Below are 25,083 nucleotides of genomic sequence, written 5' to 3'. Positions count from 1 at the left end.
CACGTTCTTGCACGATTTGCATGTTTGTGCAAGATGTAGGCATATCAAACAGTGACAACCGTCGACTCTCTTGCCTTGAAAGCATCTTCATGACCTTTGGCCTCCGCCTCGCTCCGCAACACCGGGTCTACGCCGGCTTTGCGATCTATTCGTTCGCCATGGGCCAAATCTTCCCGCGGCTGCCCGACATCAAGCATGCCATGGGCATAGGAGACGGCACGCTCGGGCTCAGCCTGATCGGGACGCCGATTGGCACCTTGACCGCGCTGACGCTCGCGGCGCCGATCCTGGAGCGCATCGGCTTCCGCCGCGCGCTGCTCGGGCTGGTGCCGCTTTTGTCGGTTGTCTTTGCCATTGCCGTGCATGCGCCTGGGCCGCTTGCGCTGTTCCTGATGCTGTTTCCGGTCGGCCTGATGATCGGCAGCGTCGAGATCATTCTCAACGTCGAGGCCGACAGAACCGAATTCCTGCTCAAGCGCCGGATCATGAACCGGGCGCATTCGTTCTGGAGCATTGGCTTTTTCGGCGCTGGCCTGTTCGGCGCCGCGCTTGCGCATCTCGGCATATCGCCGCAACTGCACCTGGCGATTGTCGTACCGATGGTTGCGACAGGAATCGCGCTGTTTCTCGGCGGTTACGAACCGGCGCCGAGCCGCTTCGCCGGCAATGACGAGACGGCGCCAAGGCTGGCGCGGCCGACGCTGCCTATCCTCGTCCTCGTCGCGGTGACGCTGTCGGCGATGCTGATGGAAGGCGCCAGCATCGACTGGTCGGCAATCTACATGCGCACCGTGTTCGATGCGGGCCCTTTCGTCGCCGGTTTCACGGTGGCGCTGTTTGCATTCTCGCAAGCGGCCACGCGCTTCTTTGCCGACTCCTTTGTCGACCGCCACTCGCCGAGCGGCGTGGCGCGGGTGCTGCTGGCGACGATGGCGGTCGGCGTGCTGCTCGTCTTCTTCTCGCCTGCCCCGCTCGTATCGATGCTGGGCTTTGCGCTACTTGGCATTGGCAGCAGCGCGATCTTTCCGCTGGCGATCTCGGCGGCGGCCCAACGCACGGACCGCTCCGCGGCAATCAATGTCGCGGCGCTGTCGCAGATCTCCTTCGTCGCCTTCCTGCTCGGCCCGCCGTTGCTCGGCTTCGTCTCCGACCATTGGGGCATCCGTTCGGCCTTCGGCATCGGCATTCCGTTCATCATCCTCAGCCTGCTGACCGCCGGCTCGCTTGGCCGAAGGGCGTCCCGCCCGGCCGCACAAGCGGATGAGGCTTTGACGAGGGCTCACGAAGCCTGAACGGCCCTACCTGAAAGCCACACACCTGTTGGCGGCGGGATAAGCCACTGGCATTGGCCACACCGATGGTTCAGAACTGTGGAGCCACCTAAGCAACGGTTCCGTATGTCCTCCATCCGCCCGCTGATCCCGCTCCTCATCGCCGCCGGCATCCTGCTTGGCGGCAACGGGCTGCAGGGCACGCTGATCGCGTTGCGCGGCGCGCAGGAAGGATTTTCGGCCTCCGACATCGGCCTGATGGGCACGTTCTATTTCGCCGGCTTCCTGTTGGGGTGCTTGGCCGTCACCCGTATCCTCAAGGCAGTCGGCCATGTCCGGACGTTTTCAGCGCTCGCCGCCATCGCCGCTGCCAGTACGCTGCTCCTGGTGCTGGTGATCGATCCGGTGATGTGGTGCGCGGTGCGCTTTGCCGGCGGTTTCTGCTTTGCCGGCCTGTTCACCGTCATGGAAGCCTGGCTGAACTCCGGCGTCGAAAACAAGGATCGTGCGCGGGTGCTCGCCGTCTACCGCATGGTCGATATCGGCTCGGTAACCGGCGCGCAGTTCCTGATCCCGATCTTCGGCCCCGGCGGCTTTGCCATCTTCGCCATCATGTCGATGATGATCACGCTGTCGCTGGTTCCGGTGTCGCTCGGCGACCGCTCCAACCCGACGCCGCCGGAAGACGTCAAGCTCGATCTCGCCCGCGTCTGGCGGATTTCGCCGCTCGGCTGCTTCGGCTGCATCTGCGTCGGCGTCACCAACAGCGCGTTCCGCACGCTGTCGCCAGTCTATGCCGAGCAGATCGGCATGTCGGTCGCCGATGTCGTCACCTTCGTCAGCGTCGGCATCTTCGGCGGCGCCCTCATCCAGTATCCGCTGGGCTACCTCTCCGACCGCTGGGATCGGCGCGCGGTGCTTTTGGCCACGACATGCGGCGCCATGTTCGCCGCGCTGGCGCTGGTCTTCGTCGCTGGCGCCGATCCGACCCTCAATTTGATCATCGTCTTCATCTTCGGCAGCTTCGCCATGCCGCTCTATTCGCTATCGGCGGCGCATTCCAACGACCGCGCCGACAAGGGCGAGTTCGTGCTGATCAACGCCTCCTTGATGCTGTTCTATTCCTTCGGCGCCATTGGTGGCCCCTTCGCGGCGTCCGCAGTGATGCAACATTTCGGACCGGGCGCCCTGTTTGTCTTCAGCGCAGTCGTCTACGCCACCCTCATCGCCGTCATTCTCTACCGCATGCAGGTGCGCGGCAGCGTGCCGGCGGGCAAGCGCAGCCGCTTCACGGCGCTGCTGCGCACATCAACCGCCTTCGCGCGGCTGGCGCGCAGAAATGGCGATTCCGACGGATCGGCCGATACTTGACCGAAGGGCGGCTTGACGAAAGCGCCCATGGCTGAAATTGAAAGAGAACCTTACCCGTTACTAAAAAGCGATTTGATGCACGTCATCACCACCCAAAATGAGCTTGAGTCCGTTCTCGCCGCTTTTGAAAAGTCGGATTTCGTCACCGTCGACACCGAATTCATCCGCGAAACGACATTCTGGCCGATTCTGTGCCTGATCCAGATGGCGGCGCCCGGCGTCACCGCGCTGATCGACCCGCTGGCGCCCGACATCAACCTCGCCCCATTCTTCCGGCTGATGGCCAATGAGGCGGTGGTCAAGGTTTTCCATGCCGCCCGCCAGGACATTGAAATCATCGTCCATCTCGGCGATCTGGTGCCGCATCCGGTGTTCGACACCCAGGTCGCGGCCATGGTCTGCGGCTTCGGCGACAGCGTCTCCTACGATCAGCTGGTGCAGCGCATCACCGGCGCACGGCTCGACAAATCTTCGCGTTTCACCGACTGGCGCCACCGGCCGCTGTCGGACAAGCAGCTCGACTATGCCTTGGCCGACGTCACCCATCTGATCGACGTCTACAAGCATCTCAGCGCCGAACTGGAGCGGGAAAACCGCGCCCATTGGCTAAACGAGGAAATGGAGGTGCTGACTTCGCGCGAGACCTACGATCCGCACCCGGAAGACGCTTGGAAGCGGCTGAAGATGCGGCTGCGCAAGCCGCAGGAGCTGGCGATCGTGCAGACGGTGGCGGCATGGCGCGAACGCGAGGCGCGCGAGCGTGACGTGCCGCGCGGCCGGGTGCTCAAGGACGACGCCATATACGAGGTCGCCCAGCAGGCGCCGCGCGATGCGGCAGCGTTGGGCAAGCTGCGCACGACGCCGAAAGGCTGGGAGCGTTCGTCGACGGCTACCGCATTGCTTGGCGCGGTCAACACGGCGCTCACTTTGCCCCGCGAAGAGATGCCGAAGCTGCCCAAGAGCTTTCAGCCGCCCGAGGGCTCCAATGCCGCCTCCGAGCTGCTGAAAGTTCTGTTGCGGATCGTCGCCGAGAAGGAAGGCGTCGCCTCGAAAGTGCTGGCGTCCAGCGACGACATCGACCGCATCGCCGCCGAGGGCGAGGATGCCGACGTGCCGGCCCTGCAGGGCTGGCGACGCGCCGTGTTCGGCGAAGCCGCACTGAAGCTGGTGCGCGGCGAAATCGGCATCAAGTTCGACAAGCGGAAGATCGCGGTGTTCGATTTGTAGACCCCCACCCCGCTCCGCTGCGCGGAGCGACCCTCCCCACAAGGGGGAGGGTAAACAACTGCCCTACACCGCTCCGAGCAGGTGTAGCGCGAACCAGATCCATGCCAGCAAGAGAATGATCGCGCCGACGTAGAAGGCGCGGCTGCGAAACCGCAGATTGTTGCTGGTGAGGTGGACCCAGGCGTGGCCATAGCGGGAAATCACGAAAATCCACATCAAGGCCAGGGTCAGATAATTGACGCCATTGGTCGCGTGCAGCGCCAGACACAGCACATAGAACAGCACCGGCAGTTCGAACTGGTTGATGAGATTGTTGGCAACCGTGACGCTCGACCCGGGCTCGGTCGTGCGCACCTTGTATTGACCGACCTTGGCCTCGCCCGATTTGACCGCGCCGTAGCGGCGCCGGCCCATCACGACATAGACGATATAGACGAGGAACACCTGCGCCAGCATCGGCCAGAAAATCGCGGTCTGGCTCATGGCGTTGCCCCTGCTCTGTCGTTCATGCCTGTGGACGCCGCTGGGCGGCAAGGATCAAAAACGCGATGACGATGACGGGGATCGCCAGCAGCGCGAATTTGGTGACGATCAGCGACGAGGCGAAAGACAGAGAATCCGGATTGGCCGACAGCGCATCGGACAGAAGCCGCGCCACCGCAATGTTCTGGGCGTAGTCGGCGCACGTGTAGGGCAGCACGATGACCAGCGCGAACAGCGCCTGAAGCTGCACCGGCATGGCACGAAAATTCTTCAGCCGCCGCCCGGTTGCCAGGATCAGGCTGACCATGGTCAGCGACAGCAGCGCCGGGAAGAGAAGGTCGAAAGTCAAATAGTGCCAGACCAGGATGATCTCGCTGCCGCGTCGGCCGAGTGCCGTCAGCCAGGCCATGCCCTCGTCGGGCGTGAACCCGCCAAGGCGCACGTCGAGCGACGGCAGGCCGCCGCTCAGCCGGCGGAAATAGAAGAATTCCAGCAGCGTCATGATGATGAAAACCGCCGCGGCGGCAAAGCACAGCGCGCCGGCATGGCGCGCCAGCCGCAGCACGATCGTCGCCTGGTGGCGCCAGAGCATGTACCGCTCTGGCTGCCGGTCAGGCTCCGCCAGGATAGTTCGGGCTTTCGCGGGTAATCGTGACGTCATGGGCGTGGCTTTCACGAAGTCCGGCGTTGGATATGCGCACAAAGGTGGCGCGTTCGCGAAAATCGGCAAGGTCGCGGCCACCGACATAACCCATAGCGGCTTTTAGCCCGCCCGCAAGCTGGTGCAGCACGCCAGACACAGGTCCCTTGTAGGGCACCTGCCCTTCAATGCCTTCCGGGACCAGTTTCAGCGTGTCGCGAACCTCGGCCTGGAAGTAGCGGTCGGCCGAGCCGCGCGCCATGGCGCCGACAGAGCCCATGCCGCGATAGGCCTTGAAGGAGCGGCCCTGATGCAGATAGACCTCGCCCGGGCTTTCGTCGGTGCCGGCCAGCAGCGAACCGATCATGGCCGCACTGGCGCCGGCGGCAAGCGCCTTGGCCAGATCGCCCGAATATTTGATGCCGCCGTCGGCGATGACCGACACGCCTGATCTATGCGCCGTCTCCACCGCCGACATGATCGCCGAAAGCTGCGGCACGCCGACACCGGCGACGATGCGCGTGGTGCAGATCGAGCCCGGGCCGATGCCGACCTTGACGGCATCGGCGCCGGCGTCGATCAGCGCCTGCGTGCCTTCGGCGGTGGCGACGTTGCCGGCCAGGATGCGCACGGAATTGGAAAGCTTCTTGGCCCGCGTCACCGCATCGAGCACGCGCTGCGAATGGCCATGCGCGGTGTCGATGACCAGGAGGTCGACACCGGCGTCGATCAACCGCTCGGCGCGCTCGAAGCCGTCATCGCCGACGCTGGTGGCGGCCGCCGCCCGCAGGCGCCCCTGCGCATCCTTGGTGGCGTGCGGGTTGAGCTGCGACTTCTCGATGTCCTTGACGGTGATCAGGCCGACGCAATTGCCGGACTTGTCCACGACGACGAGCTTTTCGATGCGGTGCTGGTGCAGCAGCCGCTTGGCCTCGTCCTGGTCGACATTCTCCTTGACCGTGATCAGGTTCTCACGGGTCATCAATTCGTAGACTTTCTGCCCCGGATCGGAGGCGAAGCGCACGTCGCGGTTGGTCAGGATGCCGACCAGGCGGCCGATCTTCTGGCCGCCGCTGCCGCCATTCTCGACCACCGGAATGCCCGAGATGGAATAGGTGCGCATCAGCGCCAGCGCGTCCGCGAGCGTGGCGTCGGGGCCGATGGTGACCGGATTGATGACCATGCCCGATTCGAACTTCTTGACCTGACGCACCTGCTCGGCCTGTTCGGCCGGCGAGAAATTGCGGTGGATGACGCCGATGCCGCCGGCCTGCGCCATGGCGATGGCGAGCCGCGCCTCGGTGACGGTGTCCATGGCGGCCGACAGGATCGGCACGTTGAGGTCGATGTCGGTGGCGATGCGGGTGCGGATGTCGGTCTCACCGGGCATGACCTCGGAATGACCGGGCTGCAACAGCACGTCGTCAAAGGTCAGCGCCAGCGCGCCGGTGGACGTTTCGATGATTTTTGCCATGGCCAGTCCTCGGATACGAAAAGCGCTGGGAGAATACAAAAAAGCGCTGGACCGAAATGGACAGCGCCGACTCGTTTCTTCCCTTTCAGGATTGGCGCTGGCTGGTAACACGTCGCGGCGTGGTTGAAAAGCCGGTCCTGGCCTATTCGGCGGACTTGCCCAACAGGGCATCGAGCAAGACATGGCGCGGTGACGCGAAAGGATTGACGACCGTTACGCCGCCCCAGGTGAAGCCGTCCTGCAGATCTTCCGACAGCAGCAGCCGGCAACCGGTTTGCGAGGCAACAGACAGGATGGTCGCATCCCAGATGCCGAAATGGTGATCGGTCGCAAGATCAGCCGCGACCGTCATCACCTCCGGCGTCGTGCCGACAAGCGGAAACGCGTCGCGCCAGCTCAACAGGGCGTCGCGCGCTTGTGCACGTGATCGTCCGGCCTTGCGTGTGAGAACGGTGAACAATTCGCCGAGCACTTGGACTGGAATGACGGCTGCCTCTTGCGCAATGTCGTGCAGCAGGCCGAAAACGATGTCGCGCTTCTCGGCTCCGTTGATCCCCTCGGCATAAACAAGGATGTTGGTATCGAGCGCGACCTTCACCGCTCGTCCTCGTAAAGCTCGTCGCGGCTCCAGCGCCCGGCTTCTACAACAGGCTGGCGTTCGAGGCGCGACAGCAGCGCTGTGCGCGAACGAGACGCCGCAGGGTCGGGCTGCCCTGCAGGCACGATCCGCGCCACGGGGCGCCCATGGCTGGTCACGACATAGCTCTGTCCTTCGCGGACACCGCGCAGGAGGAGCGAGAATTTGCGGTTGGCGTCGGCTGCGGAAACGGCTTCTTCCATAGCATTGTCCATATAGTAGTTATATTCACTACAGCATAGTGAACCAGGTCAATTTTCGCAAGTTCATTCAATGTGGCGAAACGCAGCGACGCCTCTTGTCCGCCCACGGTCGCACAAAAGTGACAGCAAATTAATGCGACATCGCGCCTGAGGCGTGATAACCGCCCGTTTGTATCGGCTTGCCCGCCTTTTCATTGTTTGGATTGGCCGGCAGGCACATTTAGACCAGTTCGGACGCGTTCGTTGAACCGCATCATTCCGCTCATTCTGGCGGTCGCCTTGTTCATGGAAAACATGGATTCGACCGTCATCGCGACATCGCTGCCGGCGATTGCCGTCGACATCCACACCAGCCCGATCGCGCTCAAGCTGGCGCTGACCGCCTATCTGGTGGCGCTGGCGATCTTCATTCCGATCAGCGGCTGGATGGCCGACCGGTTCGGCGCGAAGACCATTTTTCGCGCCGCGATCGGCGTCTTCATCGTCGGCTCGGTCTGCTGCGCCATCTCCAATTCACTGCCGGCCTTTGTCGTCTCGCGCTTCCTGCAAGGCATAGGCGGCGCCATGATGACGCCGGTCGGCCGGCTGGTCCTGGTGCGCGCGACGCCGAAGAGCGAGCTGGTCGCGGCCATGTCGTGGCTGACGGTGCCGGCGCTGGTCGGCCCGCTTGTGGGACCACCGATCGGCGGCTTCATCACCACCTATTTCACCTGGCACTGGATCTTTCTGATCAACGTGCCGATCGGCCTGATCGGCATCTGGCTGGCGACGCGCTTCCTGCCGCAAACCGACTCGATGGAGACGCCGCCGCTCGATTTCGTCGGTTTCGTACTGAGCGGGCTGGCGGCCTCCGGCGTCATCTTCGGCCTGTCGGTGGTCAGCCTGCCCTATCTGCCGCCGGCGACCGGCCTCATCACCGTGGCGGTCGGGCTGATTTCCGGCGTGCTCTATCTCCTGCATGCGCGGCGCGCCAAGAACCCGCTGCTGGCGCTGGAACTGTTCCGCAACCCGGTGTTCCGCTCCTCGGTGCTCGGCGGCTCGCTGTTTCGCATCGGCATCGGGGCGGTGCCGTTCCTGTTGCCCCTCATGTTCCAGATCGGCTTCGGGCTGACGCCGTTCCAGTCGGGCATGATCACCTTCGTCTCGGCTATCGGCGCCATCGGAATGAAATTCGTTACCGCGCTGATCTTCCGGCTTGCGGGGTTCCGCCGGGTGCTGATCTGGGGCTCGCTGATCGCCGCGGCATCGATCGCCATATACGGCCTGTTCACGCCGGAGACGCCTTACGCGCTGATGCTGGCGATATTGCTGGTCGGCGGCTTCATCCGCTCGATGTTCTTCACCGGCGTCAACGCGCTCTCCTATGCCGAGGTGACGGCCGAGGACACCAGCAAGGCAACGCCGATCACGGCGGTGTTCCAGCAACTGTCGATCGCGCTCGGCGTGGCGCTGGCCGGCGGCATCCTGGAAGTCTCGACCTCGATCCATGGCGGACCGCTGGCGCTCGGCGATTTCCACATCGCCTTCTTCATCGTGGCGGCGGTGTCGGCGGCAGCGTCCGTGTCATTCATGCGGCTGGCGCCGGATGCCGGCAATGCCGTGTCGGGACATGGCCGGCTGACGACGCCGAAGACGCTGGAGCCGGTGAGCACGGCTGGGAAGTAAGGGGCGGCGCGACGAAAATCGTCGACGTCGGCGATCCTTCACACCCCCCCTCTGGCCTGCCGGCCATCTCCCCCGCAAGGGCATAGGCGCTAAGATAGGTATTGCCCTGCGGAATCGGGTGTGATTCTACACTGCGATGACACACGAATCGCTTGTTGATGACGGCTGGGCCGAGACGATTGAGCTTCTGGGCGGCGAAGAGTTGATCGCAGCAAGTGCCCGCGAGACGAAGGCGTTCCTGCGCCCGCGCGGCGTCAGGTCGGCGAGCGACCTGTTGCGCCTGACACTGGCTTACTGCCTTGGCAAGGTTGGCATGCGGGGCGTCGTGGCCTGGGCGGCGGCGAGCGGGATTGCCGACATTTCGGACGTGGCGTTGCTTGGCCGGCTGCGCAATGCAGGACCATGGCTGCAGCAGTTGATTGGGCACCTTTTGAAGCGCGAGGATGCAGGTTTAGCCAAAGGCCGACTGATCCGCATCCTCGATGCGACAGCGGTTGCCAAGGCCGGTGCGTATGAGAAGAACAATGGTCTTTGGCGCATGCACTGCGCCTTTGAGCTTGAGCGCGAGCAGTTCGACTTCCTCGAGATCACCGACCAGAGCGATGCCGAGTTGATCGACCGCGTGCCGGTGGTGCCGGGCGAGATCCGCATCGGTGACCGCGCCTATCTGCAGGCCGAGCGGATCGCCAAGGTGATGGCGCAAGGCGGCGATGTTGTTGTGCGCGCGTCGTGGAAAAACGCGCGATGGCTCGACGCCAACGGCAGGGCGTTCGATCTCATCGGCTTCCTGGAGAGCTGCCGGGAGGAAGTCTGCGAAACGCCTGCCCGGCTGGCACTCAAGAAGGGCGAGCCTGTGAAGATGCGCCTGATCGCCTTGCGCAAATCCGAGGCCGCGGCACAAGAAGCGCGGCGCAAAATCAACAAGGAAGCCAGGGCCAAGGGCAACAAGGTTCAACCGCAGACGCTGATTGCGGCCGGCTTCGTCCTGCTTGTGACCTCGCTTGACCGGGAGGAGTTTCCCGCCGATACGGTCCTCAAGCTCTACCGCATGCGCTGGCGCATCGAACTCGCCTTCAAGCGCCTGAAGAGCCTGATCGGGCTGCGCTCTCCTCCCGCCAAAGACCCAAGGATCGCAAGGCCTTGGATCCTTGCACACTTCCTCATCGCGCTTGTGACCGAACCCCTCTCGCAGGAGTTGGGTGTCTCTCCCCCTTGAGCGACGGGCGCCCGCTGCTGTGGCGCGCCACCCGCCAGATCGTCGCCTCTCTGATCGCGACCATCTTTACTCAACCTTCCTTGGCGGCCCTGCGCCAAAATCTCCATGCCTTGCGATATCGCTGGCGCGAACCACCACGAAAGCGCAAGTTTCAGTCCATGCCAAAGCTATCTTAGCGCCTATGCCCGCAAGGGGGAGATCGGATATCACGCGGCTTTCGCCAATCTTGCAACTTTGAAGGAATGGCGAGGCGGTCGCAGCTGCCAATCTCCCCCCTTCCGGGGGAGATGTCCGGCAGGACAGAGGGACGGAACGCTACGAAGCGCCTTTCACGCCGTGCCGTCTCTGCCCTTAAAATCCTTCGCCAGCAAATACAGTTCCACCGACTCATCCCGCGACGCCGGCGGCTTCACGTGGTGCACCGAGCGGAAGTTCTTCTTGAGCATCGACAGCAGCTCGTTTTCGGCGCCGCCTTGAAACGTCTTGGCCAAAAAGTGCCCGCCCGGCTTCAGCACCGACAGCGCGAAATCGGCGGCCACCTCGCACAAATGCATGGTGCGGATGTGGTCGGTTCGCTTATGACCCGTCGTCGGCGCGGCCATGTCCGACAACACGACATCGGGGTCGCCGCCCAACGCCTCGGCGAGCTTTTGCGGCGCTTCCGGGTCGAGGAAATCCATCAGCAGCACCGGCGCACCCGGCACCGCATCCATTTCGAGATAGTCGATGCCGATGACATGTGGATTATCAGCCGTCGATTTCGTCCTCGCGGCCGCCACCTGGCACCAGCCGCCGGGGGCCGCACCGAGATCGATGACCTTCATGCCGGGTTTCAGCAGATGATGCTTGTCATCGATCTCGATCAGCTTGTAGGCCGCGCGCGAGCGATAGCCGTCGGCCTTGGAGCGCTGGACATAGGGATCATTGATGTGGCGCTGCAGCCAGCGGCGCGACGATTCCTTCAGGCCGCTCTTCTTCTTGATCCGCGTCTTGAGGACACGAATGCTGGCGGAGCCCGGCTTTTCCGGCTTCTTGGTCATGACGTTATTTCTTGTTTGAGTTTTTGCGCTGGCCGAGTTGCCGCCGTTTTTCGGCGGCTTCGCGTTTCGCGAAGGGCTTCCCCCACTCCGTCGCCGCTTCGCGGCGCCACCTCTCCCCCTCCGGAGGGAGAGGAAAGGCGCCGGTCTGCATAAGTTCGCGCCCTTCCTCTACCCCGTCGATCGGGGGAGAGGTGTCGAGCGAAGCTCGACGGAGTGGGGGTCGACCGTTCACCAAAGCAATGCGGATCATGCTCGGCCCCGCCCACTGTTGCGCCAGACGCCGTCATCGGCCATCAGCTCGCTCAAAATGCCTTCGCGTAAGCCCCGGTCGGCGACGCGCAGCCGCTCCGACGGCCACACCGCACGGATCGCTTCAAGAATAGCACAGCCGGCCAGCACAAGATCGGCACGGTCGGCGCCGATGCACGGGTTGGCGCAGCGCTGCTGGAAGTCCCAGCCGACCAGTTTTTCGACCATGCGGTCGACGCTGTCGCGGTCCATCCACAGCCCATCGACGCGGCGGCGATCGTAGCGTTCGAGGTCGAGATGGACGCCGGCCAGCGTCGTCACCGTGCCTGATGTGCCCAGCAGATGGAATTTCGGGCTGGTCAGCACGTGGCTCAACCGGTCGCGGCCGTCGAAGGACTTCAGCCGCACCGCGACATCGTCGACCATGGCGGCAAAGATCTCGCGCGTCACCGTGCGGCCGCCAAAGCGTTCGGCCAGCGAGACGACGCCGACCGGCAGCGAGGTCCACGACACGATGTGGTTGGCCAGCCGCGGCGAGCGCTGGCCGGTGAGGTCGATCAGCGCGATTTCGGACGAGCCACCGCCAATGTCGAACAGCACCACGCCTTGCGTGTCGCGCTCGACCAGCGAGCCGCAGCCGGATACAGCAAGCCGCGCCTCGGTCTGGCGATCGATGATTTCCAACTTCAACCCCGCCTCTCGTTCGACGCGCTGCAGGAATTCGACGCCATTGTCGGCGGTGCGGCAGGCCTCGGTGGCGATCAGCCGGGCTTTCCTGATCTTGCGGTTGCGCAATTTGTCGCCGCAGATCTTCAGCGCCTCGACGGCGCGGTCCATCGCCGCCTGGCTCAGGTGCCCATTCGCCGTCAGCCCCTCGCCCAGCCTGACGATGCGCGAGAAGGCGTCGATGACGCGGAACTGGCCATGGCGCTGCGGCACCGCGACCAGCAGCCGGCAATTGTTGGTGCCGAGATCGAGCGCGGCAAACACCGGCAGTTCCTGCATCGGCGGCCGATGCATGGGCTGTTCCGGTCGGGGTTGTGGGGCCGAGGGCAAAGGCACGGGCGCTGGAGCGGCCGGGCCGACGGAGGCCGGCGCACCGACCGCCGCGGCCGTTGCGAGAGGGCTGTCGTCGCGCGCAAAAACCTTGCGCCCACGCCGGCGCTTGCGCCGCTTTCTCGCCTTGCCGCGCTGATGCTGGGCGTCGCCGGCCTGTCCGTTGCCGGACTGGGGCCCCGCCTGGCGGGGCCGCCCGGCGGATGGGCTTGGCCCGCCTGATGGCGGCGAAGCCCTGGACACACCCACTTCCGGCGCGCCAGCGCCGGTGTCGTGGTCTTCCACTTCAGTTCCTTCCGGCGCCGCGCGAACCGGAAAACCGGACGCAGCAGGCGCTTCAATCTTTTAAGTTGCCGCCAGAGTAGCAGCGCCGGACCGGATCACCAAGAGCAAGGACTCAAATTTTGCCGGCTGCGTCCTGCCAGATCCCCGCTGCTTTGCAGCGTCCCGGCGTTCGCTAGCCTTTCATCTTGCCACTGGCACGACGAATTCGCCGTTGGCGAACCGGCTGCTCACCCTTGCCGGTTGAATAGCCGGCTTCAATGAGGCATTTCTGAAATGAGGGGGAATTGGTGAATCGCGGACGTTTTAACGCCCGCCTGGGCGATGGGCAGCAACACATGACGACAACTCCATGAATTGGGGGGCCACGAATTGGAAGCGCTATCTGTGGCCGGTCATCGGTGTCGCGGCGGTCATCGGGTCGCTGTTGTTGCTGTGGCATGAACTGCGCGGCATCTCGATCGACGATGTCTGGGACGGCATATCCGCCATCCCGACGCGCGGCTGGATGCTTGCGGCACTGAGCTCGGTGGTCGCCTATGCCTCGCTCGCCGGCTATGACCACATCGCGCTCTTGCATATCGGCAGACGAGTGTCGTGGCTGTTCGTCACCTTCTGCTCCTTCACCACCTACGCGCTGTCGCACAATATCGGCGGCTCGGTGTTTTCGGGCGCCGTGATCCGCTACCGCGCCTACGGCACCAGGGGGCTGACCGGCCAGGATGTCGGCATTCTGGTGGCGATCTGCTGGATCACCTTCGTGCTCTCCAGCATTCTGGTCGGCGGCCTGGTGCTGGTTTTCGAGCCTGCAATCATCGACCGCTTTTCCGGCGCCCCGCACCACGGCCTGGCGATCGCCGCCGGCATCGCTTTGCTGATCCTGGTCGGCGCCTACATCTTCGGCAGTTGGCTGCATCTGAAGCCGCTGAAAATCGCCGGCTTCCAGCTGCACTATCCGGCGCTGCCGATCGTGGCGCGGCAATTGCTGATCGGCCCGATCGAGCTTCTGGCGGCGGCGGCGATCATCTTCTTTGCCCTGCCCGTTGCCGGCAATCCCGGCTATTTCGCTATCCTCGGCGTGTTCCTGGTGTCGTTCTCGGTAGCGCAGATCTCGCACGCGCCGGGCGGGCTCGGCGTGTTCGAGGTCGTGTTCCTCGCCGGCCTGTCTGATATGGACCCGGTCGGCGTGCTGGCGGCACTTCTGGTGTTCCGGCTGTTCTACCTGATCATCCCGTTGCTGATCGCGCTCGGCGTGGTGCTGTTCTTCGAACATTCGCAATACAGCCGGACGGAGAGCTGAGGATCATTGGGTGCGGCGCGCCACCCGGGCGTAATTGCCCCTATGAAACGCTGTGATTGAAACGCAGCTTAGGCTTGACTATTTTCCGGCGCCGGCTACAAGGCACGCGCGGCTGCTTCGGCGGCCCACCAGCGCGACAGCGCCTGCTGGGGAATAGGTTAACGGTAGACCCACGGACTCTGACTCCGTTAGTCCTGGTTCGAATCCAGGTTCCCCAGCCAAGGCACGTCATGCCCACTGACAGCCAGTACATCCTCGAACGCATCCGCCAGGGATGCGTGGAGTTGTCCGACGACGAGTTCGCCATCGACAGGCTGGCAAAATATGTCGGCAACGGGAGAATCCGCTGGCATGTCGAGTTCCGTGGGCATGGCATCGAGCTGACAACCGGCCAGATCAAGAAGCAGCCTACCTTTCGCAGGAAAATCCTCGAACAGGCTGGCGTGCTGCCGCCGCAGCGTACCGGTGCCGACTACCGGCGATGGGCACTCGATCTGAGGCGAAATGCCATCGAGCTTCCCTGGCGCGACAGGCCGGTCGATGCGGGTTTTGCCATCGACCGGCTGACCAGCCATGGGGATGGGCGCTGGACGGTGGAATACCAGGGCAAGGCGATAAAGTTCACGACGACCAAACTGCGCCGGCAACTCAGTTTCCGCAAACGCATGCTGGCCAAGGCCAAGGTGCTGCCGCCCGAATTGGCGCCGGCTGCCTATCGCAAGTGGATGGACTCGCTCATGCAAAACGCCACAGAGGCGGTACCGCAGGCCGGCGAAGCTTCGGCGACGGAGAAGAGTTGGCTTGACGACCTGCCGGAGCTGGCCGGCTGGGAAGATGAAGCGCCGCCCGAGAATTGATTGGGTTCCAATGATCATGAAATCGGGCGATGCTTCTCCGGAACTGCGCGATTGGGCAGCGGACGTTCTGGGAATACAGACCGATATCCAAATGCCGGCCAAAACCGCCCAGCGATAACCCTCCCGCCAAGCCTCATATTTCCCCGGCAGGAACTTGGACGCCGCCCAGGCCAGCGGCCGGCGCCGCTCATCCAAGAGATTGCCTGAGGAGGCGCCGGCCAGGCGGGCATTGGGGTACCCGCCGACGCTACATTAGCATTGGTGCATAGATGCGATATGGCGCGAACGCGGAAGGTCGGCAGCCGCGGCACTACAGCAATTTTTCCCAAGACCCGGGCCCGCAACGCTGCAAGGGTTGTGGCGCCCAGCGTTTCCGCGAGGCTTGCCCTGGAGACAATCATGACGACGTTTCTCACCGCTCTCGCATCCGAAGGTCCGCCAGCCGACCGGGCGAAAGACATGGACCTCTATGGATGGTTGATTGGCAGCTGGGACATGGAGACGGTTCACCACCGCAACGACGGCACAATCCAGAAATCGGATGGCGAGTGTCACTTTGGCTGGGTGCTCGAAGGCCGCGCCATTCAGGACATCTGGATCAGGCCCAGGCGCCCTGCCCCGTCCACCATGTATGGCACGACCTTGCGCGTCTTCGATCCCGGGATCGGTGGCTGGCACATTATCTGGAGCGATCCGCTCAACCAGGATTACTCGCGCCAGATCGGGCGGGCCGAAGGCAAGGACATCGTCCAGATGGGCGCCGACTCGCGCGGCCTGCAGGCGCGGTGGCGGTTCACCGAGATCACAGCCGCCAGCTTTCACTGGATCGGTGAGGAGAGACGAGCGGAGAGCGACCCCTGGCGCGTGACATATGAACATTTCGCGCGCCGGACGGGTTCCTGAAGCACGCTTGCGCATTCAGCCCCTCGTGCCTACGGGCGAGGTACGACCATAGATTAGCGATAGCTCAATTAACACCAAACCAGTATCTCAAAACCCGCCGGTACAAGCGCGCCCAAGAACCTTCATATGTACCGAGCGCGAACTGAGGCTAGACAAGTGAAGATTCCAATAGCATTGTTGGCACTGGGACGGGGCTCGACCGGCAAGCGCAAACGATGCTTGTCGGTGGTTGGCAACTGCTAAACCGTACGGCCGTAATTGCCACGGCTGCGAGACCAAGGAGTCCCAAGGATGCCGAACTCAAGCCAAACCAGCGATCAATGGTGGGTCAACGACCAGACGCCGGACAACCCGTACGGCAAAAGCGAAGATTACGGGGCCTTCCTCACCTACCTTGGAGCGCTGGACCGGTCGATAACGCCGGCGATCGCGGCGGGAACGCTGAGGATAAATGTCTCCGAGCTCAATGACCATCCCGAATACAAGGCCGCCGCGATCGGCGCCTTGCAGATGTGGGCCAGTGTCACCCCGTTGAAGTTCGAAATCGTCGACAATGCACCATACAACAGCGCAACGGACTGGATGCAGGTTGTCAGCCCCGAACTGGGCGAAGAGGACGACGGCAGCGCCTATTCCAACGACCGCTATGTCAGCATCGGCCAGCGTTTCCACGACACCGAGGTCAACAAGACGGATATTGGCGGCTATGTCTTCGATTCCTTCATCCATGAATTCGGTCATGAGTTCGGGCTGAACCACCCCGGGCTCTACAATTACAGCGGCCCCGGCGGCGTACAGATCAATTATCTGAACAATGCGACCTGGACCTACGACCGTCAGCAATACAGCGTCATGTCCTATTTCGACGGGATCGATGTCGGTGAAACCAGCCGCTGGTCGGCGTCAACGCCGATGATGGCCGACATCGAGGCGGTCATCCGCCGCTTTTTCTCCACCGTCGACGAGAACGGCGTGCGCACCTATCAGCATATCGATCTCAACACCGGCGACAACGTCTACGGCTTCGGCAGTGCAGTGGACGGCTACCGGCTGACCTCCTCGGGCATGCAGCACGATATCGGCTTTGTCATCCATGACACCGGCGGAACCGACACGATCGACTTCTCCGGCTCGACGGCCGGTACGATCCTCGATTTGCGCGCCGGACAGTTCTCCAGCGTCAACGGCCACAGCAACAATGTGTCGATCTTTGCCGGGCACAACGCCGACGGCACCGACTATTACATCGAGAACGGCATCGGCAGCAGCTATGACGACGTCCTGATTGGCAATGACGGAGCCAACGTGCTGGATGGCCGCGGCGGCGGCGACCGCATGGCCGGCAATGGCGGCGACGACACCTACTTCGTCGATTCCCTCGACGACATCGTGCGCGAGGAAGCGAATGGCGGGAATGACACGGTCGTTCTGCTGAACAGGAACTTGAATATCCGGAAAATCGCCAACGTCGAACACATCATCTACGCCGACGAGTCGACACTCCAGCCTGGAGACGGCGGCACCGAAACCGCACCGACCATCGGCGACAACACGATGACCAGCGTCATCTTCGGCGACAATGGCAACAATACGCTCGACGGCGGCGCCGGCGACGACACGATCTTCGGCCAGGGCGGCGATGACCTCATCATCGGCGGCCGCGACTCGCTCGCCAGCCGCGACATCAACAACACCATCGATGTCGCCGACCTTCCAGACCAGACCGAGAGCGACGACGGCAATGACACGCTCTATGGCGGCCGCGGCAACGATACGATCCTCGGCGGCCAAGGCAACGACATCCTCGACGGCGGCGACGGCGACGATACGCTGAGCGGCCAGGATGGCGTCGATATATTCCGGGGCGGCGCCGGCGTCGACACGGTCGACTTCAGCAAGGAGAGCCCCTTCCAACTGCTCGTCAACCTCGAGACGAACGTGGCCAGCGGCGGAACCGCCACGGGCGACACCTTCTACAGCATCGAGAACCTGATCGGCTCCGATGACCGCATCGACCGTTTCATCGGTACGTCGGCGGCAAATCATTTCTGGGGCCGGGGCGGCGGCGACTATTTCAACGGCGGCGGCGGCAACGACATACTGGATGGCGGCAATGACGGCGACATCCTGTACGGTGAAGCCGGCAACGACACGATCATCGGCGGCGCCGGCCAGGACTATCTGGATGGCGGCGCCGGCATCGATACGGTCGTCTACGAAGGCAGCTCCGCCGGCGTGACGATCGACCTCGCCAATGGCACGGCCAATGGCGGCGATGGCGATGGCCCGGTGCAGATCGTCGGGCGCGGCACCGTTATCCGGCACGACATCCTGGTCGGCTTCGAAAACGCCGTCGGGACGTTCTTCGACGACCATCTCATCGGCAACGCCCAGGCCAACAAACTTTCCGGCGGCGCCGGCAACGACACGCTGACCGGCGGCGGCGGCGCCGACACGTTGAATGGCGGCGCCGGCAGCGACACGGCGGACTACGCCGACGCGAGCAGCGGGCAAAACCTCAAGCTGGGTGGCGGCAAATCCGGCGGCGACACCTATATCTCGATCGAAAATCTGGCTGGTTCGGGCTTCAACGATCACCTGACGGGCGACAATGCTGCCAATGTGCTGACCGGCCAGGGCGGCGCCGACAAGATCGACGGCGGTGGCGGCGATGACACCCTGCTCGGCGATTTCGCCTATCAGGGCGATGCTCCGCCACGCCCGGGCATGGGCACCGGCTACGCCACGCTCGGACCGGACGCGACCAACAATTCGGTCTCGACCGCCTTCGACATCTCGAACAACTTCTCGCTTACGGCCGACCCCGACATCTTCGATTCGACGACCACCCTTCACACCACCGTCAATGCCACCGGAAACGGCCTCGGCGGATATTACAGCATCAACCTGGCCGCCGGCACGATCATCACCATCGACGTCGATGGCATTGCCGACCCCAATGTCCATGACAGCATCGTCAGGGTGCTGGACAGCGATGGCAATATCGTCGCCCAGAACGACGATGGCGGCAACGACCCCGGCTCCAACAACGGCCGCGATTCGAGCACCAGCTTCATCGTTCAGGAAACCGGAACCTACTATATTGTGGAGGGCGAATGGTCGGACTCCGCTCCTGGCGATGGCTGGGTGGAATCCGTGCCGGAGGGCTCGACTTACAAGCTGAACGTATCGGTCGAATTCCCGCCGGCACCAGCTCAGCCGGGCGTTGCGGGCGCCGATACGCTCAATGGCGGCGGCGGCAGCGACCTTTTGGATGGCGGGCTGGCTGCCGATACGCTGACCGGCGGCGCCGGCGACGACTATTTCCGCTTCTCGACAGAACTCGGGAACGGCAATATCGACTGGATCAAGGACTTCAAGGTCGCCGACGATACGATCCTGCTGGACAACCTCATCTTTGCCAGCGTTGGCGGCGACGGCGCCCTCGCTTTGGGCTCATTCTACAAGAGCGCAGCCGGTGTTGCTCATGATGCCGACGACCGCATCATCTACGACACCGACAGTGGAATATTGTCTTACGACGCCGATGGTTCCGGACAGGGAGCAGCCGTTCAGTTTGCACACCTGAACACAAATCTGGATCTTTCGGCTGCAGACTTCATTGTCATCTAACGCGTTGCCGGGAGGGGTGCCGTCAGGCTCCCCTCCCGCATACCCCAGCGCAGTGAAAAGGGAGAGGACGCGATGACCGACCGCCGCACAGTGTTAATGGCCGCCGGAGTTGCGGCAGTCGCCGCGGCCACCGGGGCGGCGGCAGCGCAATCGCCAGATATTCGCGCGCTAGATATTCGCGCAACGGATATTCGCGGCGCCGTCACCTTTGTGGGCGGCAAGGCTATCCCGGAAGGTCATCTCGAGATCTATCTTGAGGATCCCGCCATTCAGGACAGTGGGCGACGCCGCGCCGCCAAAACCAGCCTCAAGAGCGAGGGCGGCTCAAAGACCATAGAATTTTCCTTGCCCCTGCCCGCAAGCTCGACCGCTTCACCAACGCTGCAGGTCGTTGCGCGCCTGGAGCGTGCGGACGGCTGGCTGGTGGCGCGGGGCAGCGCGCAGTTCCAGGCCGGCCTGCCCGTCCATGTCACACTCAAGGCAGTTATCTATTGAAGGGCGAGATGCCATATCCTGATTGCGAGCCTGCATGCAGCTGACGCCATCGACGCCGCTTACGCTGGTCGGAATCCTGGCGTCCTTTCGACGTGCGTTTTCGGGCATCGTCCTGATGAGCGGGGTCGTCAACGTGCTGACCCTGACCGGCTCGTTCTTCATGTTGCAAGTCTATGACCGCGTCGTTCCGGGTCGCAGCGTGCCGACGCTGGTCGGCCTGGCGGTGCTTGCGGGAACATTGTTCGTGTTTCAGGGCGTGCTGGAGTTGATCCGCTCTCGCCTCATGGTTCGGCTGGGACAGGGGCTGGACGCAAAGCTGAGCCCGTCGGTCTATTCGGCGCTGATGCGCCTGCCGCTGCGCGCCAAGCCTTCCGGCGACGGGCTGCAACCCCTACGGGATCTCGATCAGGTCCGCTCCTTTATCGGCAGTGCCGGACCGACCGCTTTGTTCGACCTGCCATGGATGCCGCTCTACATCGGCATCTGTTTCATTTTTCATTTCTGGATCGGCGTTACCGCGCTTGCCGGCGCCGTTGTCCTATTTGCACTGACGCTTCTGGCCGAATTCCGGACCCGCGGCCCGACAAGGATCGCCGGACAGCACGCGGCCGTTCGCAGCACGTTGGCCGAGGCGACAAGGCGCAATGCCGAAGCCATGCAGGCCATGGGTTTTGGCGGGCGTATCGCCGAGCGGTGGTCTGCCGTCAATGCCGAGTACCTGAACGCCCATGCGGCGGCCAGCGATGTCGCGGGAACGCTTGGCACGATTTCCAAGATCCTGCGGTTGATGCTGCAATCGGCAATGCTGGCGATCGGCGCTTATCTGGTCATCAAGCAAGAGGCGACCGGCGGCATCATGATCGCAAGCTCGATCATGATGGGCAGGGCGCTGGCTCCGATCGAACTGGCGATAGCGCATTGGAAGGGTTTCATTTCGGCGCGGCAAAGCTGGGCACGCCTGAAGCAGCTTCTGTCCGCGCTGCCGGAAGGCGCAACCGGCGTGACCCTGCCCGCGCCTGTCAGCGCGCTGGCGGTCGAGAATGTCAGTGTCGCGCCGCCGGGCGAACGCACGCCGGTGGTGTGGGATGCAAGTTTTTCACTGGCCAAGGGAGCAGGCCTGGGGGTCATCGGCCCGAGTGCTTCCGGCAAATCATCGCTGGTGCGTACGCTTGCAGGTGTCTGGCTGCCGGCGCGCGGCGCCGTGCGGCTGGACGGAGCGACGCTTGACCAGTGGCCGGCCGACGAGTTGGGCAAACATATCGGCTACCTGCCGCAGGATGTGCAGTTGTTCGACGGCACGATTGCGCAGAACATCGCCCGCTTCGACCCGGATGCGTCATCCGACATGGTGCTTGCGGCAGCCAAGGCCGCCGGCGTGCATGATCTCGTCGTGCATCTGGCCGACGGTTACGACACGAAGGTTGGCGAAGCCGGCGCCTCGCTGTCGGCGGGGCAACGGCAGCGTGTCGCCCTTGCCCGCTCTCTCTATGGCGATCCGTTCATGGTCATCCTGGACGAGCCGAATTCCAATCTCGACTCGGAGGGTGAAGTGGCCTTGTCCGCAGCGATCCAGGGCATCAGGGACCGCGGCGGCATCGTTATCGTCGTCGCGCACCGGTCCAGTGTGCTGGCCAATGTCGATACGGTGCTGGTGATGGCCAATGGCCATGTGCAGGCCTTCGGTCCGAAGGACGAGGTGCTGAACAAGGTCTTCCGATCGGCAGCGCCGCTCAAGGTCGTTGCCGCCACGGAGCGAGGCGTTCCGGCATGAGCGAGGACAGAAGCGCTTTGCATCACCGGCAGGTCCGCCGCTATCTCGTGGCTGGCGTTGCTACCTGTCTGCTGCTTGTCGGAGGTGTTGGCGGCCTGGCGGCAGTGACCAAGATGTCGGGTGCGGTGATCGCAGCTGGCCGGCTGGTGGTCGATTCCAATGTAAAGAAGGTTCAGCATCCGACGGGCGGCGTGGTCGGCGAGATCAGGGTGCGTGAAGGCGACCGGGTCAAGGCGGGCGATATTCTGGTGCGGCTGGACGAGACGACAACGCGCGCCAATCTGGCGATCGTCTCAAAAGGTCTGGATGAGTTTTATGCACGGTTGGCGCGCCTGGAGGCGGAGCGTGACGGCAAGGACACGATCAGCTTTCCGGAGGTTTTGACATCGCGGCGCGACGAAGCCGGTGTCGCCGCATCGATGGCCGGAGAACAATCGCTGTTCGATTTCCGGCACCAGGCGCGATCCGGCCAGCGATCTCAATTGCGCGAACGGATCGCCCAGTTGACGCAGGAGACCGCCGGCCTGACCGAGCAGCGGCAGGCGAAACGCCGCGAGATCGAGCTGATAGGGATCGAGCTGGAAGGGGTGCGGTCGCTCTGGCGTCGCAAGCTGATAGGGATCGAGCGGATGACGGCGCTGGAACGGGACGCGGTGCGGCTCGAAGGCGAGCATGGCCAGTTGACCGCCGGAATTGCCCAGGTGAAAGGCAAGGCGTCCGAGATCGAACTGCAGATTATCCAGATCGACCAGGACCTTCGCAGCGAGGTCGCAACCGACTTACGCGAAACCCAAGGGAAGATCTCCGAGTTCGTCGAACGCAAGGTGGCGGCCGAGGACCAGTTGAAGCGCATCGATCTGCGCAGCCCGCAGGATGGCGTGGTGCTGCAGTTGGCCGTGCATACGATCGGCGGGGTGATCACCCCCGGCGAACAGGTGATGCAGATCGTACCGGTGACGGACGACCTGACCGTTGAAGCGCATATCGCACCGCAGGATATCGACCAGGTGACGATGGGCCAGAATGCGATTTTGCGCCTGTCGGCCTTCAATCGGCAAACCACGCCGGAGCTGACCGGGACGCTGTCGCGGATCTCGGCCGATCTCACCGTCGAAGAGCGCACCGGAGCAGCCTTCTATGTGGCGCGGGTGACGCTGCCGAAAACGGAGGTCGCCAAGCTGCGCGGGCTGGCGCTGGCGCCGGGCATGCCGGCCGAGGTGTTCTTCCCGACGGGCGACCGGACGATGCTTTCCTATCTGGTGAAGCCGCTGTCGGATCAGATCCAGAAAGCTTTCCGGGAAGAGTGAAGCCGCACGTTTGAGAGCTGAAGCCTCGGGACCGGCTGGTTGCCGGTCCCCAAGGGGTAGCCCCTACTCCGCCGCCTCGTAGCCGGCGATGCCCTTGATCTCGAGGAAATCCTCGAGGCCGTATTCGGCGTATTCGCGACCGTTGCCGGATTGCTTGTAGCCGCCGAAGGGCAGGCCGGCGTCCCATTGGGGATAGTTGATGTAGACGTTGCCGGTGCGCATGCGGGCGGCGACTTCGCGGGCCTTCTGAATGTCCTTGGCCTGAATGTAGGAGGCCAGGCCATAGACGGTGTCGTTGGCGGTGCCGATCGCCTCTTCCACTGTGTCGTAAGGCATGATCGCCAGCACCGGTCCGAAGATTTCCTCGCGTGCGATGCGCATATCGGGCGTGACGTCGGCGAACACGGTGGGGCGGACATAGTAGCCGCGGTTGAGCTCGGCCGGACGCCCCGGTCCACCCGCGACCAGCGTGGCGCCTTCATCTATGCCGGCCTGGATCAGGTCCTGGATCTTGTCGAACTGGATCTGGCTGACCACCGGGCCGAGCTTGGTGCCGGCCGCATCGGCCGGGCCGACGGTCAATTTTTCGGCCGCCGTCTTGGCGTAGCCGGTCGCCTCGTCATGGCGGTCGCGCGGCACGAACATGCGGGTCGGCGCGTTGCAGGACTGGCCCGAGTTGCTGAAGCAGCCGGCGACGCCCTTGCTGACGGCCTTTTCGAGATCGACATCGGGAAACAGGATGTTGGCCGACTTGCCGCCGAGTTCCTGATGCACGCGCTTGACCGTGTCGGCGGCCGCCTTGGCGACCAGGATGCCGGCGCGGGTCGACCCGGTGAACGACATCATGTCGACATCGGGATGGCTGGACAGCGCCTGGCCGACGCCCGGGCCGTCGCCGTTGACGAGGTTGAAGACGCCCTTGGGAACGCCTGCCTCGTCGATGATTTCGGCAAAGATGATGGCGTCGAGCGGGGCGATTTCCGAGGGCTTCAGAACCATGGTGCAGCCGGCGGCAAGGGCGGGGCCGACCTTGCAGGTGATCTGGTTCAGCGGCCAGTTCCACGGCGTGATCAGGCCGACGACCCCGATCGGCTCCTTGACGATCAGCGACGAGCCCTTGACGTGGCGGAATTCGAACGACTTCAGCACCTCGGCCATCTTCCGCAGATGTGCCAGGCCAATGCCGACCTGGCTGTCGAGTGCCATCTGGCGCGGCGCGCCCATCTCGCGCGATACGGCCAACGCCAGATCGGCGCTGCGCTTCTTGTAGACCTCGATTATGCGGTTGAGGATATCGAGGCGCTCCTCGACCGAAGTGAAGCCGAATGTCTCGAAGGCGCGCTTGGCGGCCGCAACCGCCTTGTCGACATCGGCCTTTGAGCCGAGCGAAATCTGCGCGAAAGCATCTTCGTTTGACGGGTCGATGACGTCGAGTGTGCTGGGCACGACAGGATCGACCCACACGCCGTCGATATAGAACTGCAGATTGTGTGACACGGGCTTCTCCTCGGGGGATTTCTGAATTGATGGGGGCGATCGCCAGATCGTCGTATCGGGGATAACGATGGGGCAAGAGCGATGTCAAACGCAAGGGCGGGCGATTGAGCCTACGGCTACAGAAGCGTGTGCCCCGCCGCGACCAGAAGCCCCCTTGCCGCGGCTTCATCCTTGGCTTTGACGAGCAGATGGTCACCATCGAAGGTGGATACCAGAAAAATGCCGAGTTCGCTTTCCGACAATGGCTTTATCACCGACAGGACGATGCCGGTTTCGTCGAAGGCAAAGGGACCTTGGAGTTTTAGGGCGACCCAGTCCCTGTCATGCTTCACCCCGTCCGGCACCCGATCCTGCAGGCAGACGACCGAAAGCTCGTCCTCTGTCCTGGTGATGCTGACGAAGCCCGGCCCGTCCGCCCAGCCGGGAATGCTGTCTTTTGCTTCGAGGCGCGAAACCGCATACCGCCCCGTGAGCGGCTTCAACCGGACCCTGACTGCCATCCGATC

The 25,083-nt window shown here is 63.4% G+C and carries 21 protein-coding genes and 1 tRNA gene; 13 read left to right on the top strand and 9 right to left on the bottom strand.

The window, feature by feature from the left end:
• The first annotated feature begins 89 nt into the window (after nt 1–89).
• From NLY37_RS05730 to rnd, 3 genes are all read left to right on the top strand, one after another.
• Entirely contained in the window at nt 90–1,292 is a 1,203-nt protein-coding gene (locus NLY37_RS05730; RefSeq protein ID WP_023739295.1) for an MFS transporter, read from the top strand.
• A gap of 105 nt (nt 1,293–1,397) precedes the next feature.
• Nucleotides 1,398–2,642 carry an MFS transporter gene (locus NLY37_RS05725; protein WP_023742864.1) on the top strand — a complete coding sequence of 415 codons (1,245 nt, stop codon included), beginning with the start codon at nt 1,398–1,400 and terminating at the stop codon, nt 2,640–2,642.
• Between the two features lie 75 nt (nt 2,643–2,717).
• Nucleotides 2,718–3,869, top strand: coding sequence for a ribonuclease D (rnd, locus tag NLY37_RS05720; protein WP_023742865.1), 1,152 nt, complete (start codon nt 2,718–2,720; stop codon nt 3,867–3,869).
• A 63-nt stretch (nt 3,870–3,932) separates the two neighbouring features.
• Here rnd and NLY37_RS05715 read toward each other — a convergent pair whose 3' ends face one another.
• The 5 genes from NLY37_RS05715 to NLY37_RS05695 form a co-directional block, all read right to left on the bottom strand.
• A complete protein-coding gene (locus tag NLY37_RS05715) occupies nt 3,933–4,352 on the bottom strand; it encodes an MAPEG family protein (protein ID WP_023682427.1) in 420 nt (139 codons plus the stop codon).
• A 22-nt stretch (nt 4,353–4,374) separates the two neighbouring features.
• Nucleotides 4,375–4,944: a hypothetical protein gene (locus NLY37_RS05710; protein WP_023749016.1), complete on the bottom strand. Its 570-nt coding sequence runs from the start codon at nt 4,942–4,944 to the stop codon at nt 4,375–4,377.
• 19 nt (nt 4,945–4,963) lie between these two features.
• Nucleotides 4,964–6,466 (bottom strand): IMP dehydrogenase, encoded by a 1,503-nt coding sequence (gene guaB, locus NLY37_RS05705; protein WP_023742866.1) that lies wholly within the window; start codon nt 6,464–6,466, stop codon nt 4,964–4,966.
• A gap of 142 nt (nt 6,467–6,608) precedes the next feature.
• Nucleotides 6,609–7,064, bottom strand: coding sequence for a PIN domain-containing protein (locus NLY37_RS05700; protein ID WP_023742867.1), 456 nt, complete (start codon nt 7,062–7,064; stop codon nt 6,609–6,611).
• Nucleotides 7,061–7,306 (bottom strand): type II toxin-antitoxin system Phd/YefM family antitoxin, encoded by a 246-nt coding sequence (locus NLY37_RS05695; RefSeq protein WP_023673036.1) that lies wholly within the window; start codon nt 7,304–7,306, stop codon nt 7,061–7,063. The genes NLY37_RS05700 and NLY37_RS05695 overlap by 4 nt, the downstream gene beginning before the upstream one ends.
• A 243-nt stretch (nt 7,307–7,549) precedes the next feature.
• On the opposite strand from NLY37_RS05695, the gene NLY37_RS05690 reads away from it, so the two are divergent.
• Entirely contained in the window at nt 7,550–8,971 is a 1,422-nt protein-coding gene (locus NLY37_RS05690; protein WP_023689532.1) for an MFS transporter, read from the top strand.
• 136 nt (nt 8,972–9,107) lie between these two features.
• Nucleotides 9,108–10,187 carry a transposase gene (locus tag NLY37_RS05685; RefSeq protein WP_286441773.1) on the top strand — a complete coding sequence of 360 codons (1,080 nt, stop codon included), beginning with the start codon at nt 9,108–9,110 and terminating at the stop codon, nt 10,185–10,187.
• Nucleotides 10,188–10,516: 329 nt separating this feature from the next.
• Here the strand turns inward: NLY37_RS05685 and NLY37_RS05680 are convergent, their stop codons facing one another.
• Complete coding sequence (locus NLY37_RS05680; protein ID WP_023689533.1) at nt 10,517–11,227, bottom strand: RlmE family RNA methyltransferase; 711 nt, start codon at nt 11,225–11,227, stop codon at nt 10,517–10,519.
• A 246-nt stretch (nt 11,228–11,473) separates the two neighbouring features.
• Complete coding sequence (locus tag NLY37_RS05675; RefSeq protein ID WP_023742714.1) at nt 11,474–12,817, bottom strand: Ppx/GppA phosphatase family protein; 1,344 nt, start codon at nt 12,815–12,817, stop codon at nt 11,474–11,476.
• A gap of 349 nt (nt 12,818–13,166) precedes the next feature.
• Here NLY37_RS05675 and NLY37_RS05670 point away from each other — a divergent pair, with 349 nt between their 5' ends.
• From NLY37_RS05670 to NLY37_RS05635, 8 genes are all read left to right on the top strand, one after another.
• Complete coding sequence (locus tag NLY37_RS05670) at nt 13,167–14,114, top strand: lysylphosphatidylglycerol synthase domain-containing protein (protein WP_023705805.1); 948 nt, start codon at nt 13,167–13,169, stop codon at nt 14,112–14,114.
• A 147-nt stretch (nt 14,115–14,261) separates the two neighbouring features.
• A tRNA-Gln gene (locus tag NLY37_RS05665) sits at nt 14,262–14,335 on the top strand.
• A gap of 9 nt (nt 14,336–14,344) precedes the next feature.
• Nucleotides 14,345–14,971, top strand: a complete 627-nt coding sequence (locus NLY37_RS05660; protein WP_031246438.1) for a hypothetical protein — start codon at nt 14,345–14,347, stop codon at nt 14,969–14,971.
• 399 nt (nt 14,972–15,370) lie between these two features.
• Nucleotides 15,371–15,874 carry a hypothetical protein gene (locus NLY37_RS05655; RefSeq protein WP_023682882.1) on the top strand — a complete coding sequence of 168 codons (504 nt, stop codon included), beginning with the start codon at nt 15,371–15,373 and terminating at the stop codon, nt 15,872–15,874.
• Nucleotides 15,875–16,165: 291 nt separating this feature from the next.
• Nucleotides 16,166–19,507, top strand: a complete 3,342-nt coding sequence (locus NLY37_RS05650; RefSeq protein WP_023742715.1) for a M10 family metallopeptidase C-terminal domain-containing protein — start codon at nt 16,166–16,168, stop codon at nt 19,505–19,507.
• A 72-nt stretch (nt 19,508–19,579) separates the two neighbouring features.
• The gene (locus NLY37_RS05645) at nt 19,580–20,002 is read left to right on the top strand and encodes a hypothetical protein (RefSeq protein WP_023734185.1); all 423 of its coding nucleotides are present in this window, start codon (nt 19,580–19,582) and stop codon (nt 20,000–20,002) included.
• A 34-nt stretch (nt 20,003–20,036) separates the two neighbouring features.
• The gene (locus tag NLY37_RS05640; protein WP_023705801.1) at nt 20,037–21,773 is read left to right on the top strand and encodes a type I secretion system permease/ATPase; all 1,737 of its coding nucleotides are present in this window, start codon (nt 20,037–20,039) and stop codon (nt 21,771–21,773) included.
• Nucleotides 21,770–23,080 (top strand): HlyD family type I secretion periplasmic adaptor subunit, encoded by a 1,311-nt coding sequence (locus NLY37_RS05635; protein WP_023742716.1) that lies wholly within the window; start codon nt 21,770–21,772, stop codon nt 23,078–23,080. Before NLY37_RS05640 ends, NLY37_RS05635 begins: the two co-directional genes overlap by 4 nt.
• Nucleotides 23,081–23,143: 63 nt before the next feature.
• Here NLY37_RS05635 and NLY37_RS05630 read toward each other — a convergent pair whose 3' ends face one another.
• Together NLY37_RS05630 and NLY37_RS05625 are read right to left on the bottom strand one after the other, a co-directional pair.
• Nucleotides 23,144–24,577, bottom strand: a complete 1,434-nt coding sequence (locus NLY37_RS05630) for an aldehyde dehydrogenase family protein (protein WP_023742717.1) — start codon at nt 24,575–24,577, stop codon at nt 23,144–23,146.
• 116 nt (nt 24,578–24,693) lie between these two features.
• Nucleotides 24,694–25,077: an ACT domain-containing protein gene (locus tag NLY37_RS05625; RefSeq protein ID WP_023705798.1), complete on the bottom strand. Its 384-nt coding sequence runs from the start codon at nt 25,075–25,077 to the stop codon at nt 24,694–24,696.
• Between the last annotated feature and the right edge of the window lie 6 nt (nt 25,078–25,083).

The organism is Mesorhizobium sp. C395A, assembly GCF_030323205.1.
GTDB lineage: Bacteria > Pseudomonadota > Alphaproteobacteria > Rhizobiales > Rhizobiaceae > Mesorhizobium.
Note: the sequence above shows the minus strand (reverse complement) of the source record. Positions and strands in the feature narration are given on the sequence as shown.

What these genes read in the sequence shown, in the direction of transcription:
- NLY37_RS05650 (WP_023742715.1), top strand. Translation starts at nt 16,166, where the DNA reads ATGCCGAACTCAAGCCAAACCAGCGATCAATGGTGGGTCAACGACCAG.
- NLY37_RS05725 (WP_023742864.1), top strand. Translation starts at nt 1,398, where the DNA reads ATGTCCTCCATCCGCCCGCTGATCCCGCTCCTCATCGCCGCCGGCATC.
- NLY37_RS05655 (WP_023682882.1), top strand. Translation starts at nt 15,371, where the DNA reads ATGACGACGTTTCTCACCGCTCTCGCATCCGAAGGTCCGCCAGCCGAC.
- NLY37_RS05645 (WP_023734185.1), top strand. Translation starts at nt 19,580, where the DNA reads ATGACCGACCGCCGCACAGTGTTAATGGCCGCCGGAGTTGCGGCAGTC.
- rnd (WP_023742865.1), top strand. Translation starts at nt 2,718, where the DNA reads ATGCACGTCATCACCACCCAAAATGAGCTTGAGTCCGTTCTCGCCGCT.
- NLY37_RS05715 (WP_023682427.1), bottom strand. Translation starts at nt 4,352, where the DNA reads ATGAGCCAGACCGCGATTTTCTGGCCGATGCTGGCGCAGGTGTTCCTC.
- NLY37_RS05695 (WP_023673036.1), bottom strand. Translation starts at nt 7,306, where the DNA reads ATGGAAGAAGCCGTTTCCGCAGCCGACGCCAACCGCAAATTCTCGCTC.
- NLY37_RS05635 (WP_023742716.1), top strand. Translation starts at nt 21,770, where the DNA reads ATGAGCGAGGACAGAAGCGCTTTGCATCACCGGCAGGTCCGCCGCTAT.
- NLY37_RS05685 (WP_286441773.1), top strand. Translation starts at nt 9,108, where the DNA reads ATGACACACGAATCGCTTGTTGATGACGGCTGGGCCGAGACGATTGAG.
- guaB (WP_023742866.1), bottom strand. Translation starts at nt 6,466, where the DNA reads ATGGCAAAAATCATCGAAACGTCCACCGGCGCGCTGGCGCTGACCTTT.
- NLY37_RS05710 (WP_023749016.1), bottom strand. Translation starts at nt 4,944, where the DNA reads ATGCTCTGGCGCCACCAGGCGACGATCGTGCTGCGGCTGGCGCGCCAT.
- NLY37_RS05730 (WP_023739295.1), top strand. Translation starts at nt 90, where the DNA reads ATGACCTTTGGCCTCCGCCTCGCTCCGCAACACCGGGTCTACGCCGGC.
- NLY37_RS05680 (WP_023689533.1), bottom strand. Translation starts at nt 11,227, where the DNA reads ATGACCAAGAAGCCGGAAAAGCCGGGCTCCGCCAGCATTCGTGTCCTC.
- NLY37_RS05660 (WP_031246438.1), top strand. Translation starts at nt 14,345, where the DNA reads ATGCCCACTGACAGCCAGTACATCCTCGAACGCATCCGCCAGGGATGC.
- NLY37_RS05640 (WP_023705801.1), top strand. Translation starts at nt 20,037, where the DNA reads ATGCAGCTGACGCCATCGACGCCGCTTACGCTGGTCGGAATCCTGGCG.
- NLY37_RS05625 (WP_023705798.1), bottom strand. Translation starts at nt 25,077, where the DNA reads ATGGCAGTCAGGGTCCGGTTGAAGCCGCTCACGGGGCGGTATGCGGTT.
- NLY37_RS05670 (WP_023705805.1), top strand. Translation starts at nt 13,167, where the DNA reads ATGAATTGGGGGGCCACGAATTGGAAGCGCTATCTGTGGCCGGTCATC.